Consider the following 13,448-nt stretch of genomic DNA (forward strand, 5'->3'; position numbering starts at 1 on the left):
GAGACATCCCCATCGCGTCCACCGGTTGAAGCAATCCGCTTCTCTCCCCGCACCGAGGCATAAACCGGAAAGGAAAGAAAGCATGGCTCTTCCCGAGTTCACCATGCGTCAGCTGCTGGAAGCTGGCGTTCACTTCGGCCACCAGACGCAACGCTGGAACCCCCGCATGGGCGAGTTCATCTACGGCGCGCGCAACGGCATCCACATCATGGACCTGACGCAGACCGTCCCGATGCTGGACCAGGCGCTGCAGGCGATCCGCGAAACCGTCGCCAAGGGCGGCCGGGTGCTGTTTGTCGGCACCAAGCGCCAGGCGGCACAGCCGGTCGCGGAAGCGGCCGAGAAATGTGCCCAGTATTACATGAACCACCGCTGGCTCGGTGGCACGCTGACCAACTGGAAGACCGTGTCGCAGTCGATCAATCGTCTGAAGTCAATCGACGAGCAGATGGAAGGTGGCGCCGAGGGCCTGACCAAGAAAGAGCGTCTGGGCATGGAGCGTGACCAGTCCAAGCTGAACGCCTCGCTCGGCGGTATCCGCGAAATGGGCGGTGTGCCGGACCTGCTGTTCGTCATCGACGTCAAGAAGGAAGCGCTGGCAGTGGCGGAAGCCAACAAGCTGGGCATCCCGGTCGTCGCCGTTGTCGATACCAACTGCTCGCCCGACGGCGTGGACTTCATCATCCCCGGCAACGACGACGCGGCCCGTGCCATCGCGCTCTACTGCGATCTGGCCTCGCGCGCGGCGCTTGACGGCATGTCGGCCCAGCTGGGTGCGGCCGGTGTCGACATCGGCGCCATGGAAGACGCCCCGGAAGAGGAAGCGGCCGCAGAGCCCGTGACCGAGACCGTCGTCGGCAACCCGTCGGAAGAAACCAAGGCGGACGACGTCAAGGCCAAGGACGCGCCCTACGACCTGGACCAGCCGGAAGCCAAGTCCGAGAAGGCAGACGGCTGAGCGTCACGCCAGCTTCACGTCTGTGATATCTGAGGGGGCGGCGTGGCTGCCCCCGGCCCCAATCTTTCCGGGCCGATCCCGGCCCCAATCCTTTAAGGAGATCTGACATGGCCATTACCGCCAAGCAGGTGAAAGAACTGCGCGAAATGACTGGCGCAGGCATGATGGACGCCAAGAAGGCGCTGACCGAGACCGATGGCGACATGGACGCCGCCGTTGACTGGCTGCGCACCAAGGGCCTGGCGAAAGCCGCCAAGAAATCCGGCCGTACCGCCGCCGAAGGCCTTGTCGCCGTCGTCGTCGAAGGTGGCACCGGTGTCGCAGTCGAAGTGAACTCGGAAACCGACTTTGTCGGCAAGAACGCCGAGTTCCAGTCGATGGTGTCCGACATCGCCAATGCCGCGCTGAAGGCAGACGATCTTGACGCGCTGGCCAACGCCGACCTGGGCGGCCGCACCGTTTCGGAGACGCTGACCGACAAGATCGCCAAGATCGGCGAGAACATGTCGCTGCGCCGCATGGAAAAGCTCGACGGTACTTCGGTGGTGTCCTACGTGCACAACGCCGTTGCCTCGGGCATGGGCAAGATCGGCGTCCTAGTGGCGCTGTCGGGTGACAACGAAGCCTTCGGCAAGCAGGTCGCGATGCACATCGCCGCCGCAAACCCAACATCGCTGTCCGAGGATGACCTCGACCCGGCCGTTGTCGAGAAAGAGCGCAATGTGCAGATCGACATCGCCCGTGAATCCGGCAAGCCCGAGCAGGTGATCGAGAAGATGATTGTCGGCCGCATGAAGAAGTTCATGTCGGAAGTCACCCTGCTAAACCAGGCCTTCGTCGTCGACCCCGACAAGACCGTGGCCGAAGCCGCCAAGGACGCCGGTGTCGAAGTGACCGGCTATGTCCGTCTGGAGGTCGGTGAAGGCATCGAGAAGAAGGAAGAGGATTTCGCAGCTGAAGTCGCCAAGGCGGTTCAGGGCTGATATCCCTTGGTCCCGCGCGTGTTGCGGGACCGACAAGACAAAAAAATGCGGAGCTGGTTGCGACCACCAGCTCCGCTTTTTTGACTGGACCACCCCGGACTAATGGGGATGAGACAGAGCGGCCCAGGTGGCCGGTCCGACGCGGGAATATTCACCTCGGACCGACCTCCGGTTACCCGGGCAGGACGGCGGAGCCTTGAAATCCCAAGGGACACTGTCCTGACGTTCCCTGGCTGAATTGCCACCACTCACGGAACATCTTCAGACTGCACCATTTCCGTAACGTTATGAAGTCCGGTTTTCCCTACCTTAGCCGCGGCATGCCGCTCAAAGCGCTTTGAATTGTGAAAAATCCGTTAACGAACTTACGTAGGGTCAGCGTATCAGAGATCGAGCACGAACATCTGGTTCTGGAACGACGCCTTGAGCACCGCCTGAGCTGTGGTTTCGACATTTAACGCCTCACGCGCGAGTCGCAGGTGTTTCTCGACCGTCGCCGCGGTCAGGCCCATCAGCAGTGCGATATCCTGAGTGGTCTTGCCGTCACCGACCCATTCAAGCGCCTCGCGCTGGCGCGGGGTCAGGGGTTTTCCAGCGACAGTGAAGGGCAGGGTGAGGATCTTGAGGTGAGCGACATTGTTCATGATCACAATGTCTTCGCCGTGTTTCGCCCATATCGCATCGGCATCGCTTTGCGACAACTCGGGGCGTGCGGTCAGCGCGATTGCGCCCTTGGACCGCAGCGATACGGCCTTGAACGAAATCGTGTAGCCGGCGGTGACGCCCATCTTGCGGTTGAACTGGACGACGGCCAGTTCCTCATCTGTCAGCGCACCCTGTTCGGCAAGTTCCTGAACCATGCGCCAGCTTGCGACGCCCTCATGCTCCATCGCCCAGCGGGTCATCGGCGCGTTCTTGTAGAGCTCGCCGCCGAGGAACTCCTCTGTGTAGCTGGGCTCGTGATTGGTCAGCATCAGGAAATCGTTGGGATCGCCGAGCGAGGTCTCGGTCCGGTAATAGGTGAAGCCGTAGAGCAGACGGTCGAAGCCGTAATCAGCCATCTTGCGGGTGTGCATGTCCCACAGAACCTCGATTGACCGCGCGTTGGTCAGATCGAGAAGATAGCTGGTAAGGGCATCGGTCATCTGGACGGCTCCTGCGGGCGCCGGCATGGGCGGAGGCCCACCGTGGCTGAACCTGCAATAGGTGTTGGCTGTCCGATAGTTAGACAGCGACACGCAGATCTGTCCAGAGAAATGCAGGTGCCGAAGGGCAGGGCGGCCGGCACTTGACCGCCCGTGCAGGTCAGTCGACCATGCGCACCGCGCCGCGTGCGGCTGATGTCGCCAGCTTGGCATAGGCCTTGAGCGCGGTCGAAACCTTGCGCTTGCGCGGCTTTTCGGGGTGCCAGCCTTTCTGATCGCGCTGTTCGCGGCGGTGCGCCAGTTCGGCATCGTCGACCGCCAGGTGGATGGTGCGGTTCGGGATGTCGATCTCGATGGTGTCGCCGTGTTCGACCAGACCGATGGCGCCACCCTCGGCTGCCTCGGGCGAGACGTGGCCGATCGACAGCCCCGAGGTGCCGCCCGAGAACCGTCCGTCGGTGAGCAGCGCGCATTCCTTGCCCAGACCCTTCGATTTCAGGTAGCTCGTCGGGTACAGCATCTCCTGCATGCCCGGGCCGCCGCGCGGGCCTTCGTAGCGGATGACCACCACGTCGCCTGCCTTGACCTTGCCGGTCAGGATGTCGTTGACAGCCGCGTCCTGGCTTTCGCAGACATAGGCGGATCCGGTGAATTTCAGGATGCTGTCGTCGACGCCCGCGGTCTTCACGATGCAGCCGTCCTCGGCGATGTTGCCGAACAGCACGGCGAGACCGCCGTCCTGGCTGAAGGCGTGTTCTTTGGACCGGATCACGCCCGACTGGCGGTCGGTGTCGAGCTCCTTGAAGCGGTTGGACTGGCTGAAGGCTTCGGTCGTGCGGACGCCGCCGGGTGCGGCCTTGAACAGCTGCTCGGCCTCGGGATTGTTGGCGATCTTGATGTCCCAGTGTCCAATGGCTTCGGCCATGGTGGAACTGTGCACCGTCGCCGGGTCTCCGTGCAGGAGGTTCGCCCTGTAAAGCTCTCCGAGAATTGAGAAAATCCCGCCGGCGCGATGGACGTCCTCCATGTGCACGTTCTCGATGTTGGGCGCCACCTTGCACAGGCACGGCACTTTGCGCGAGAGCCGGTCGATGTCGTGCATGGTGAAGTTGACATCGCCTTCGTGGGCAATGGCCAGCAGGTGCAGCACGGTGTTGGTCGACCCGCCCATTGCGATATCGAGGCTCATGGCGTTTTCGAAGGCTTCGAAAGTGGCGATCTCGCGCGGGAGAAAGCCTTTCTCTTCAAGCTGGTAATGACGCTTGGTAATCTCGACGATCTGACGTCCGGCCTGCAGGAACAAGTTCTTGCGGTCGGCGTGCGTGGCCAGTGTCGAGCCGTTTCCGGGCAGCGCAAGCCCCAGCGCCTCGGCCAGGCAGTTCATCGAGTTCGCGGTGAACATCCCAGAGCACGACCCGCAGGTCGGACAGGCGTTTTCCTCGATGTGCTGCACTTGAGCGTCGGTCATCGTATCGCTGGCGGCGGCGACCATGGCATCGACGAGGTCGATCTTCTTCATGTCGAGGCCTTCGATATCGATCTTGCCGGCCTCCATGGGGCCGCCCGAGACGAAGATCGCCGGAATGTTCAGGCGCATCGCGGCCATCAGCATACCGGGGGTGATCTTGTCGCAGTTCGAGATGCAGACCATAGCGTCGGCGCAATGGGCATTGACCATGTATTCGACGCTGTCTGCGATGACCTCGCGCGACGGCAGGCTGTAGAGCATGCCGTCGTGGCCCATGGCGATGCCGTCATCGACCGCGATGGTGTTGAACTCCTTGGCGACGCCACCGGCGGCCTCGACCTCGCGCGCGACCATCTGGCCGAGGTCCTTCAGATGGACGTGGCCGGGCACGAACTGGGTGAAGGAGTTCACGATGGCGATGATCGGCTTGCCGAAGTCATCGTCCTTCATGCCGGTCGCACGCCACAGGCCGCGCGCACCGGCCATGTTGCGGCCGTGGGTCGAGGTTCTGGAACGGTAGTGCGGCATGTGGGGATCCTCCGAAGCTGTGGCGCACAGGAACAATATTCACTGGTCGAACGCAAGGGGCACAAGCGCAAATCATCGTGTCAGAGAAGCCGCCAAGGGGCTATATCGCTGGTGTGACGGCCATACATACTTCACATAATACCGATTACAAGATGTACGCAATTGCCATGGTTTGGGTCTTGCAGCACTGTTTCACCCTCCACCCCTGAGAAAATGCAAGCCTTGAGAAGTGTGCACTGGAACCCGTCGCCACGCATATGGCCGCGCGACGCGTAATGCCGATCGGACGACGAAGGCAACCCGGAAACTCCAATGTGGGTCCGTGTGACTGGACCGTCAGCCCGGCCCGGCTATGTGAGTGAAAACCACTTCGATTTCCGAAGCTGCCGGGCCGAAGCCGCCGCAAAAGAACGGCAGACCGGCAGCGTCTGGAGGTCTTCGCTTGATTGCCGGTGTGCCTGCGCGGTACGCTTCCGGCACGGCTTACAGGAGAAAGCATCTCATGCGCACCTTGGCCCGTCATTGGCACCTATTGACCGTCTTTATGACAACCGCCGCGCCCCTTGCGGCGGCCGAGATCGGCCCAGGCGATCCCGGTACATGCCTTGCCACGCTTAGCGGAGAAATCACCCAAGGCGATGCGGAGGCGCTTGCCGAAGTTGCGTTTGAACAACCCGAAACCTGGATTTTGGAGGATGACGGTCGCTGGAAGACCCTGTGTCTTGACAGCTCTGGCGGGGACTTCACGGAGAGCATGAATATTGCCCGTTATCTTACTGTCAACAATATCGGAACCGTGGTCCCGGAGGGGGCAAGCTGCACCGATGAATGCGCATTGGTCTTCATGTTCGGCACTGCGGCGCAAGGCCAGATCGGCGGGTTGACACACAGGCAGATGCACGGCAACGCCACGCTGGCCTTTACTCGACCGGTCCTCGAGGCACCCCCGGAAGACAGTGATGCGATTGTACAGAAGATGCTTGGATTTCAGGCGCTTGCGACCCGACCTCGGCCCGAGACCCCGCGTCCGTATATTGACGCCGACCTCGTTGAGATGATCCGGACGCTGAGCGAAGGTGAACGGATCGAGATCGATACCGTCAACGAGGCTGGACGCTGGGGCATCAACGTCACCGGGTTCGAAACCCCGTCCCTGTCGGACCGCGCCTTCTTTCACGCCTGCCAGAACCTGACGATCTGGCCGGAAAGACTGGCGGGCGGCCAAGTGCCCTTTGAGCGCAACGACGAGATTTTCGACCTTTCGGTGTCGAGTTGGACCGCCGGCGGTGCCGTCCGCGACCGGTATGACCTTCTGTTCGCCAGCCGCGATGCGTTTGAATGCTCGGCTACCGTGGCCGGGCTCGACAGCGGAGCGGCGCTGCCTTTGATCTGTGGCTACCGGGGCGACGAGGACAGCGGCATCGGGCCGGACGACTGCCGCGATCCCGATCTGCTTTATCTCTGGGCGCCGATCCCTGCCCTCGCAATGTTTCCGGCCGAGACGGCACTGACCGCTCTGGCGGACGGCAGTGCAATTCCGGAAGAGGAAGATGCGCTGACACGACCCACGCCCTGCTTGTCCGAAGATGGTGAAGCTGAGGTCATAAACGTGAACAATTACACATCGTTGCGCGCCGAACCTAGTGTGACCTCCGCGAAGGTTGGCGAGCTGCCATTGGGGTCGGTTCACGAGATTCCGAGCACACCCTCACCGGATACAACTCACGAGGATCACGCGGAATGCGCGGCGCTGTGCGAGGCGGCTAACGCCAATGAACCGTTCGATCGGGACGCACTGGGCTCTTGCGTGTTCGAGAACTGGATGTGGTTCAAGATCACCACCGAAGACGGCACCGAGGGCTATGCAAGCGCCAAGTTCCTGGACTTCTGAGGCAGGCCTCTAACGGTCGAACATGTGCGCGGCGCGAGCAGCGGCCTCGTAGAACACTCCTCGCAAACTACAGAAGTGTTCTTGATATTTATCAATTGTTTGCAGGGGCAACTTCGAGTGATCCCCGGTTGCCATCGCAAGCCCAAGCGCCTGCCCCATGACAGTGCCCGGCGCGATGCCCCTTCCGGAGTAGCCGAAGAGCGCGTAGACGCCGGGGGCCGTATGCACCAGCTTGGGTATCTTGTCTTGGCTCATCGCGATCCGGCCAGACCATTGGCCGCAAAGCGACACATCGGCAGCCGCAGGAATCAGGCGGGCCAACTGCCGCCTCAGCCACGACAGATGCATCCTACCGCCTTTCTCCGGCAGGCCCATTGCGCCGATGATGAGCCGGCCGGCCACGTCACGACGGAATGACGTCATGATGGGCGCGGTCGTCCAACACCCTTCGCCGCCGGGAAGGATGTGCTGAAAATCAAGTGGTTCCGAAGCGACCTGAAAGTAGAACGCTGTTGCAGTTGCGGCGCGTTCCAGACCGGCGAAGGATCGGTGATAGGCGTTGGTTGCCAACAGCACCTGATCTGCGGTGACCTCACCGGAGGGGGTGCTGAGGCGCCATAAGTCCCCGACACGCTCAACCCTTGAAACGGGCGAATTTTCAGAGATTTGCGCGCCGGTGCTCACAGCAGCGCGGGCAAGTCCGCGGAGGTAGGCCAAGGGCTGGATGGTGCCTGCGCGGCTGTCGAACAACGCACCGTGGATGGCCCTGCTTCCGGTGCGCCTCTGCGCCTCATCGGTATCGAGCAGGTCGAGGTCGATGCCGCGCGTCCCCCACTGGCGTTGTCGGCCAGCCAGACCGGGCATGGCACGCGGGGCGTGCGCACAGTGCAGGGTTCCGGATCGCCGTGGCTCGCAGGCTATGGCATGCCGGTCAATCAGGCTGAACACCAGGTCCGGGCCCTGCCCCAAGGCAGTGTTCAAGCGTTCGCCATACGCCTGCCCGAGGCGGGCCTGCACCGCATCGGGCGGCAGCCAGAGCCCGGCGTTCACCAATCCGACGTTCCGGCCCGATCCGCCGTGGCCGACGGTTTTGGCCTCCAACAAGGCCACCCGCGCGCCCTGACCGGCAGCCGCGAGCGCGGCGGAGCACCCGGTGTAGCCGCCGCCGACAATTGCGATATCGACCTCCATCGCGCCGTCGAGGTGCGGCGCCGAAAACCGCTCTTGCGCGGTTTGCTCCCAGAGGTTGGCCGACGGTATCATCTGTGCCCCGGTTGTGGTGTCCGGAGCACAGCCTAGCGTGACTGCGCCTTCGCTGGAAAGCGCGACGGCGCGGACAAGGCGCGTTTCAGCCCAGCGCGTAACCGGCGCCGCGCACCGTCCGCAGCGGATCACCGCCGCCGTGTTGGCAAAGTGCCTTCCGCAGCCGGCCGATATGCACGTCAACGGTGCGCGTGTCGACATAGATGTCGCGGCCCCAGACACGGTCGAGCAGTTGCTCGCGGGTCCAGACCCGGCCGGGTTTTTCCATGAAAGTGCTGAGCAGGCGAAACTCGGTCGGGCCCAGTTTCAACGGCTTGTCGTCGCGGGTCACCCTGTGGCTTTCGGCGTCCAGCACGATATCCTCGTACTCCAGCCGCTCACCCACGGTCGCCGGACGGGTACGGCGCAACTGCGCACGAACGCGGGCCATCAGTTCGACCACCGAATACGGTTTGACCACGTAGTCATCGGCACCGGTTTCCAGACCGCGCACCTTGTCGACCTCTTCAGAGCGGGCCGAAAGCATGATCACGGGCACCGACCGGGTCTCAGGCCGCGACTTGAGGCGGCGGCAGACCTCGATCCCCGAGACATTTGGCAGCATCCAGTCCAGCACGATAATGTCGGGCGCTTCCTCTTCGACGAGCAGCAGCGCCTTTTCGCCGTCCTCGGCGCGGCTGACCCGGAAGCCTTCGGCTTCGAGGTTGTAGGACAACACCTCGCGCTGGGCCGGTTCGTCCTCGACCACCAGAACAGTGGGCTGTTCGGCGGACATGGCCTAGCCGCCCGTCTGGGGCGAGAGCGACTTGTCGACCGAGGTCTGATCGCCCTTCTGGCGCGCTTCGGGCATTTCGCCTTCGACGAGGAAGACCGCCTGCTCAGCCACCGAGGTCACATGATCGCCCATGCGTTCGATGTTCTTGGCGATGAAATGCAGGTGCATGCAGGCGGTGATGTTGCGCGGGTCTTCCATCATGAAGGTCAGGAATTCGCGGAAGGTGGCGTTGTACATCTGGTCGACGTCGCGGTCGCGCAGGATCACGTCGCGGGCCAGCGCGGCGTCGCGCTGGATATAGGCGTCGAGCGCGTCCTTCAGCATCGCCTCGACCTCGCGGGCCATGCGGCGCAGCGCGGCGGTGGTGCCTTCGATGGCGTTCAGATGGGTCAGGACCGAATTGCGCTTTGCCATGTTCTTGGCGAGGTCTCCGATCCGCTCGAGGTCGCTGGAGGTCTTCATCACCGACAGGATGACCCGCAGGTCGATCGCGGTGGGTGCCCGCAGGGCAATGACGCGGGCGGCGGCTTCGTGGATTTCCTCGTCCAGTGCGTCGATCACCTTGTCGCCGCGGCGGACCTGTTCGCTGAGTTCCTCGTCGCGGGTTTCAAGCGACTTGGCGCCGTCGCGGATGGCCTGTTCGACCATGCCGCCCATCTTCATGATCTGGGCCTGAATACCTTCGAGATCGCGGTCGAAGGCGCTGGCGATATGTTCTTTCATGACAGGGTCTCCCTCAGCCGATCCGGCCGGTGATGTAGCTTTCGGTGCGCGGGTCTTCGGGGTTGGTGAAAATCTTCGAGGTCTCACCGAATTCCACCAGGTTGCCGAGGTGGAAGAAGGCGGTCTTCTGGCTGACCCGGGCGGCCTGTTGCATGGAGTGGGTGACGATCACCACCGAATAGCGGCTGCGTAGCTCGTCGATCAGTTCCTCGACCTGGGCGGTAGCGATAGGATCGAGCGCCGAACACGGCTCGTCCATGAGCAGCACTTCCGGCTCGGTGGCGATGGCCCGCGCAATGCAGAGCCGCTGCTGCTGGCCACCCGACAGCCCGGTGCCGGGCGCGTGCAGCCGGTCCTTGACCTCGTCCCAGATTGCCCCGCGGCGCAACGACTTTTCGACGATCTCGTCGAGGTCGGCCTTGCTGCGGGCCAGACCGTGGATGCGCGGGCCATAGGCGATGTTGTCATAGATCGACTTCGGGAACGGGTTCGGCTTCTGGAACACCATGCCGACCTTGGCGCGCAGTTGCACCGGATCGACCCGCTTGTCATAGATGTCTTCGCCATCAAGCCGGATGTCGCCCTCAATGCGGGCGATGTCGATGGTGTCGTTCATCCGGTTGAGGCAGCGCAGGAAGGTCGACTTGCCGCAGCCCGAAGGGCCGATGAAGGCGGTGACGGTCTTGTCTTCGATATCCACATCCACGTCCTTGATGGCGTGGGTGTCGCCGTACCAGACCTGCACATTGCGGGCTTCGATCTTGATGTCTTGCTGGGTGGCCAATTCGTTCTCCACGGTGCGAGGCGCGTCATACATGATGTTAGTCCTTTCTCGTCCCGCTTACCAACGCCGCTCGAACCGGCGGCGCAGGAGGATGGCGACGATGTTCATCGTCAGCAGGAAGACCAGCAGGACGATGATTCCGCCCCAGGCCTTTTCGTAGAAGCTGACATCGGCACGGGCGGCCCAGGTATAGATCTGCGCGGGCATGGCCGAGTTCGGCTCGGTGAAGCCCGCGACAAAACCGTCGGGGTAGCCGCGCGCCACGAAGCCCACCATGCCGATCAGCAGGAGCGGCGCGGTTTCGCCCAAAGCCTGCGCAAGGCCGATGATCGTGCCGGTCAGGATGCCGGGCATCGCCAGCGGCAGCACATGGTGGAACACCGCCTGCATCTTCGAGGCCCCTACCCCCAGCGCCGCATCGCGGATCGACGGCGGAACCGCCTTCAGCGAGGCGCGGGTGGAAATGATAATGGTGGGCAGGGTCATCAGGGTCAGCACCAGCCCGCCCACCAGCGGCGCCGATTGCGGCAGGTGCATGAACTGGATGAAGACCGCGAGGCCGAGGATACCGAAGACGATCGACGGCACGGCGGCGAGGTTGGAGATATTGACTTCGATCAGGTCGGTGAACTTGTTTCTGGGCGCGAATTCCTCAAGGTAGATCGAGGCCGCGACGCCGATGGGCAGCGACAGCGCCAGAACCACCAGCATCATGAAGAACGACCCCACAACCGAGGCGCCGATGCCGGCGCCGCCGGGATTGTCCACGCCCGAGTCCGCGCCGGTCAGGAACGACCATGCGAAGGCGCTGCGGATGATGCCCGCCTCTTCCAGCGCATCGACGAGGTCAAGGTCGCCCCGTTCCAGAAACCGGCTGTCCTGCAGTGTCTCCCGGTTCACCCGACCGTTGAAGTAGCCGTCGACGCGGCTGGCGGCTTTCAGTTCGAAATCTACGGGCTCGCCTGCGGCACCGGGGTTTGCCTGATAAAATTCGCGAATGGTGCCGCCGGTCTTGCCGACGATCCGCTCCAGCGCCGCGGGGTCGAAAGCGACGTCGAGACCGCGGTCTTCCAGCTGGCCCTGCAGCGAGGCAATGAAGAAGCCTTCATAGGCCTTGGTCTTGAAAAGGTCGCTTTCGGCCTTGGCGATCTGCTCTTCGGTCAGCGTCAGCTCGACATCCAGAACCGTGTTGGTGAACGCGGGCAGACCGGACCGCAGGATGCTGAAGGCCAGCACGCCGAGGAAAAACAACCCGATCAGGATCGCGATCAGACCATAGGTCTTGAAGCGCTTCTCGGACGCGTTGCGTTTCTTGGTGCGGGCGTCGGGCGTGGTGAGCGACGATTTTCCGGCGGTGCTGCTGCTGGTATCGGTCATTCATACTGCTCCCGGTATTTGCGCACGATGTAGAGGGCGAGGACGTTGAGCGCCAAGGTCAGGACGAAGAGCGTCATGCCCAGCGCGAAGGCCACCAGCGCCTCGGGCGAGGCGAAATCGGCATCGCCGGTAAGTTGGCTGACGATCTTGGCGGTCACGGTTGTCATTGCTTCGAACGGGTTGAGCGACAGCCGTGCCGCCGCCCCTGCCCCCAGCACGACGATCATGGTCTCGCCGATGGCGCGGCTAGCGGCCAGAAGGATGGCGCCGACGATGCCGGGGAGCGCCGCGGGCAAGATGACCTGCTTGATGGTTTCGGACTTGGTGGCGCCAAGCCCGTAAGATCCGTCACGCATCGCCTGCGGAACGGCATTGATGATGTCGTCAGACAGCGAGCTCACGAAGGGGATCAGCATGATGCCCATCACGAGGCCGGCGGTTGCCACGGCGGTGCCGGCCTGCATCCAGCCGAGGCCGTCGTCGCCGAAGACCTTGAGCAGCAGCGGGCCGACGGTGAGCAGCGCGAAGAGACCATAGACGATGGTCGGAATGCCCGCGAGCACCTCAAGCAGCGGTTTGATGACGGCGCGCATTCTGGGCGAGGCATATTCCGACAGATAGATCGCGGCGAACAGCCCGATCGGCACGGCCACGGCCAGCGCCACGATCGAAATGTAGAAAGTGCCCCAGAGAAGCGGCAGCACCCCCAGTTCGGACGATCCCCCACGGCCGGAGAAGCTTGGCGCCCATTCCAGCGAGGTAAAGAATTCCGATGCGGGATAAAGCCGAAAGAACTCCACGGTGTTGAACACCAGCGACAGCACGATGCCGAGCGTGGTCAGCACCGCAACCGATGCCGCGCCGATCAGCAGTGCCTTCAGACCGCTTTCGACGACGTTGCGGGCGCGAAAATCCGCATGGGTCTCGCGCAGCGCCCAGAGCAGGCCAACAATGGCGGCGAGAAGGGCCACAACACTCATGGCAATTCGGCCGTAGTCGTTGAGCACCCGGTAGCGTTGGGCGGCGCGCAGAATCGGCGGGGTCAGCTCGGAGGTGACGATCTGGCCGGCGTCCCGCAGCCTCTGGGTCACGTCGGTCACATCAGCATCGGGATCGGCGGCCAGGCCGGCACTCATCGCGCCTGTCTGCACGGCGTTGTCCAGCCCGTCGGCGGTGCGACGCACCTCGGCCATCAGCAGCCCGCGAGATGCGCCCTGAGAGATCGCGCTGTCCGGCAGCATCCCCGAAACGGTCGAACTGACATAGAGCGGTTGCAGCAACAACCAGCCGATCAGCAGCAGCCCCACCGGCACCAAGATCTTGAGCGCGACATTCCAGGCGTAATAGGACGGCAGCGAATGCAACCCCCTGCTGTCGCCCCCTGCACTGGACAGCGCACGGGCCCGGCCGGCGAAGTAGCCGCCCACGGCGATTCCCGCCACGATCAGGATGAGCCAGAGTAAAGGCATGTGCCCCCCTTGCGGATGAGAAAAGGTCCTAAAAGGATAAGGGGCGGCGCAATATGCCGCCCCCCTTGCCAGGCCTTCGGCCTG

General features: G+C 63.0%; 11 protein-coding genes. 3 read left to right on the forward strand and 8 right to left on the reverse strand.

Annotated features, from left to right (window positions below; genetic code table 11):
* Nucleotides 1-82 precede the first annotated feature (82 nt).
* Nucleotides 83-958 (forward strand): 30S ribosomal protein S2, encoded by an 876-nt coding sequence (gene rpsB, locus AC04PT_RS03390; RefSeq protein WP_482872097.1) that lies wholly within the window; start codon nucleotides 83-85, stop codon nucleotides 956-958.
* 107 nt (nucleotides 959-1,065) lie between these two features.
* Complete coding sequence (tsf, locus tag AC04PT_RS03395) at nucleotides 1,066-1,941, forward strand: translation elongation factor Ts (RefSeq protein ID WP_482872098.1); 876 nt, start codon at nucleotides 1,066-1,068, stop codon at nucleotides 1,939-1,941.
* Nucleotides 1,942-2,324: 383 nt separating this feature from the next.
* On the opposite strand, the gene AC04PT_RS03400 is transcribed toward tsf, so the two are convergent.
* Entirely contained in the window at nucleotides 2,325-3,086 is a 762-nt protein-coding gene (locus AC04PT_RS03400) for a helix-turn-helix transcriptional regulator (protein WP_482872099.1), read from the reverse strand.
* A 160-nt stretch (nucleotides 3,087-3,246) separates the two neighbouring features.
* A complete protein-coding gene (gene ilvD, locus AC04PT_RS03405; protein ID WP_482872100.1) occupies nucleotides 3,247-5,082 on the reverse strand; it encodes a dihydroxy-acid dehydratase in 1,836 nt (611 codons plus the stop codon).
* 358 nt (nucleotides 5,083-5,440) lie between these two features.
* On the opposite strand from ilvD, the gene AC04PT_RS03410 reads away from it, so the two are divergent.
* Nucleotides 5,441-6,973, forward strand: a complete 1,533-nt coding sequence (locus tag AC04PT_RS03410) for a hypothetical protein (protein ID WP_482872101.1) — start codon at nucleotides 5,441-5,443, stop codon at nucleotides 6,971-6,973.
* A 9-nt stretch (nucleotides 6,974-6,982) separates the two neighbouring features.
* On the opposite strand, the gene AC04PT_RS03415 is transcribed toward AC04PT_RS03410, so the two are convergent.
* The 6 genes from AC04PT_RS03415 to pstC form a co-directional block, all read right to left on the reverse strand.
* Entirely contained in the window at nucleotides 6,983-8,236 is a 1,254-nt protein-coding gene (locus AC04PT_RS03415; RefSeq protein WP_482872102.1) for an NAD(P)/FAD-dependent oxidoreductase, read from the reverse strand.
* A gap of 85 nt (nucleotides 8,237-8,321) precedes the next feature.
* The gene (gene phoB / locus AC04PT_RS03420) at nucleotides 8,322-9,011 is read right to left on the reverse strand and encodes a phosphate regulon transcriptional regulator PhoB (protein WP_482872103.1); all 690 of its coding nucleotides are present in this window, start codon (nucleotides 9,009-9,011) and stop codon (nucleotides 8,322-8,324) included.
* Between the two features lie 3 nt (nucleotides 9,012-9,014).
* Nucleotides 9,015-9,734 (reverse strand): phosphate signaling complex protein PhoU, encoded by a 720-nt coding sequence (phoU, locus tag AC04PT_RS03425; protein WP_482872104.1) that lies wholly within the window; start codon nucleotides 9,732-9,734, stop codon nucleotides 9,015-9,017.
* Between the two features lie 13 nt (nucleotides 9,735-9,747).
* Complete coding sequence (gene pstB, locus AC04PT_RS03430) at nucleotides 9,748-10,551, reverse strand: phosphate ABC transporter ATP-binding protein PstB (RefSeq protein ID WP_482872105.1); 804 nt, start codon at nucleotides 10,549-10,551, stop codon at nucleotides 9,748-9,750.
* Nucleotides 10,552-10,575: 24 nt separating this feature from the next.
* Nucleotides 10,576-11,895: a phosphate ABC transporter permease PstA gene (gene pstA, locus AC04PT_RS03435; protein WP_482872106.1), complete on the reverse strand. Its 1,320-nt coding sequence runs from the start codon at nucleotides 11,893-11,895 to the stop codon at nucleotides 10,576-10,578.
* Nucleotides 11,892-13,364: a phosphate ABC transporter permease subunit PstC gene (pstC, locus tag AC04PT_RS03440; RefSeq protein WP_482872107.1), complete on the reverse strand. Its 1,473-nt coding sequence runs from the start codon at nucleotides 13,362-13,364 to the stop codon at nucleotides 11,892-11,894. Before pstC ends, pstA begins: the two co-directional genes overlap by 4 nt.
* Nucleotides 13,365-13,448: the final 84 nt, after the last annotated feature.

Source organism: Litorisediminivivens sp. KMU-197, assembly GCF_056858395.1.

What these genes read in the sequence shown, in the direction of transcription:
- rpsB (WP_482872097.1), top strand. Translation starts at nt 83, where the DNA reads ATGGCTCTTCCCGAGTTCACCATGCGTCAGCTGCTGGAAGCTGGCGTT.
- tsf (WP_482872098.1), top strand. Translation starts at nt 1,066, where the DNA reads ATGGCCATTACCGCCAAGCAGGTGAAAGAACTGCGCGAAATGACTGGC.
- AC04PT_RS03400 (WP_482872099.1), bottom strand. Translation starts at nt 3,086, where the DNA reads ATGACCGATGCCCTTACCAGCTATCTTCTCGATCTGACCAACGCGCGG.
- ilvD (WP_482872100.1), bottom strand. Translation starts at nt 5,082, where the DNA reads ATGCCGCACTACCGTTCCAGAACCTCGACCCACGGCCGCAACATGGCC.
- AC04PT_RS03415 (WP_482872102.1), bottom strand. Translation starts at nt 8,236, where the DNA reads ATGATACCGTCGGCCAACCTCTGGGAGCAAACCGCGCAAGAGCGGTTT.
- phoB (WP_482872103.1), bottom strand. Translation starts at nt 9,011, where the DNA reads ATGTCCGCCGAACAGCCCACTGTTCTGGTGGTCGAGGACGAACCGGCC.
- phoU (WP_482872104.1), bottom strand. Translation starts at nt 9,734, where the DNA reads ATGAAAGAACATATCGCCAGCGCCTTCGACCGCGATCTCGAAGGTATT.
- pstB (WP_482872105.1), bottom strand. Translation starts at nt 10,551, where the DNA reads ATGTATGACGCGCCTCGCACCGTGGAGAACGAATTGGCCACCCAGCAA.
- pstA (WP_482872106.1), bottom strand. Translation starts at nt 11,895, where the DNA reads ATGACCGATACCAGCAGCAGCACCGCCGGAAAATCGTCGCTCACCACG.
- pstC (WP_482872107.1), bottom strand. Translation starts at nt 13,364, where the DNA reads ATGCCTTTACTCTGGCTCATCCTGATCGTGGCGGGAATCGCCGTGGGC.